This window comes from Leptolyngbya cf. ectocarpi LEGE 11479, assembly GCF_015207065.1.
Classification (GTDB): domain Bacteria; phylum Cyanobacteriota; class Cyanobacteriia; order Phormidesmidales; family Phormidesmidaceae; genus Leptothoe; species Leptothoe ectocarpi.
Map to the genome: position 1 here is coordinate 1 of NZ_JADEXP010000606.1, position 1706 is coordinate 1706.

At 44.5% G+C, this 1706-nt stretch carries 1 protein-coding gene; it reads left to right on the forward strand.

What is annotated here, in order from left to right:
- Nucleotides 1-460: 460 nt before the first annotated feature.
- On the forward strand, nucleotides 461-1369 hold the full coding sequence (locus IQ260_RS30400) for a PIN domain-containing protein (protein WP_193996772.1): 909 nt from the start codon (nucleotides 461-463) through the stop codon (nucleotides 1367-1369).
- Nucleotides 1370-1706: the final 337 nt, after the last annotated feature.

Consider the following 1706-nt stretch of genomic DNA (forward strand, 5'->3'; position numbering starts at 1 on the left):
CCCACTTTTCGTAGTAGACCCGGTATGATGCATGTCATGGCTATTCAGGTGGGTTTGTCTGTTAACAAAACCTTAGTGCCTGAATAGCTTTTCTGGCTATTTCTCTCGCTTTTCTGTCCGGACTATTGGTAATATTGACTTTGTAGATGTACGATTCGCATGCCATCTTCCCCTTTTCACAACAGTGTGACCGGCGATTTTGTAGAGTCCTTTCCCTAGTGCAACGCCTACTAACCCATCGATAGATTATTGGGAACGCACCCTCCTCATAAAATTTTAAGTAAGCGATCTCAGCCTAACAATGCCCATGCACACCGACTGGCGAAAAATGGCTCGGTACGACGTAGAGGTTATCTACAGCGGGTGATGGGCACCGTTGGACGGCAGCAGTCAGCAGGGCTCGGTTCATCGTGCAGTCTTTTCGATAATATAGATACTAAAATTTATAAAGTCATTGCATATGATGACATACACACAACTACTCCATCGTGATCTCAAAAAGATTGTTGAATCAACTGATAAGTTGATAGAAGTTTCGGATGTTAACTACGATCCTCACAAAGTTGAGCGGCTATCACGTGAGACAGGTTTTGCTATTCTGACAATTGTGCCGGATTCATCTTGGGCAACTCTTAACGATGAAGGACGTCGTCGCCAGCGTAAAGTTTTGGAGCAGTGGAATCGATGGCTGGAGAAAGCCCGACTACTTTTTACTGAAGACACTGGAAAATCCCGCCAAGATTTGGAAAAAGCAGCTGAGAACATTACAAAATGGCTGGATAGATCTGAAGCAGACTTTTCGATTCCTAAAAGCCTGACAGATGCCCCATCAGTATTTCGCAAACATGTTCAACCAATCTTCGATCTGCTAGCTCCATTTATGTCTGATGGACCTTTGGTGGTTATCCCCGATACGAACGTAATCCTCCGTAATCAGGAACTGCCTTCTTGGACTGAAGTATTGGGTACGGATGAATTTATCGTGCTGCTTGTTCCAGGAGTCCTTAGCGAATTGGATGAACACAAGATAAACCATCGTGTCTCCGCAGTGCAAAAGAAGGCACGTACTTTTTCCAATCGGATAAAGGGATGGCGAAATCAAGGATCATTAGCAGATGGAGTCCGAGTACAAGGAAAGGTCTATGTTCGAGTATCAGCTCGTGAACCAAACTTTCAGCGAACTCTTTCTTGGCTTGATCCACAGGTGACAGATGATCGTATTATTGCCTCAGCATTAGAATGGCAGCGATCTAACCCCAACAATGCTGTTCAATTGCTTTCTGGCGATTCAATAATGCTTGCTAAAGCAGATGAAGCAGGTGTACCAACTGGTGATGTACCAGATCGACAGCAAGAACTAGCGCCATAACTCAATGCCATCCAACAACTCTGGTGCAGCGGATTGGCTGAAGTCACTTGCGATATACAAAAGGTTTGGTGACCGCTGACCAGAAACGTTAGCTCGCAAAAATCTGGTTGAGACAGTGCCGATAGATAATATTGTGGGTAAATATAAGGCACTAGCTTTTCTACTCAAAGAGTTTATGGGTCAGCTATTTTCCCATTGTAGAAAATTCTCAGAGGATGTATGAAAAGGGTTCCAAGGGGTAAAAAAGCTCACACAGTGTAGGCTGAAGTTTACATAAATCTCTAGCCCTGCGTGAGCCATGCCTAAAGCCTACACTAGCAGTCTCAGTCGTGCCCAA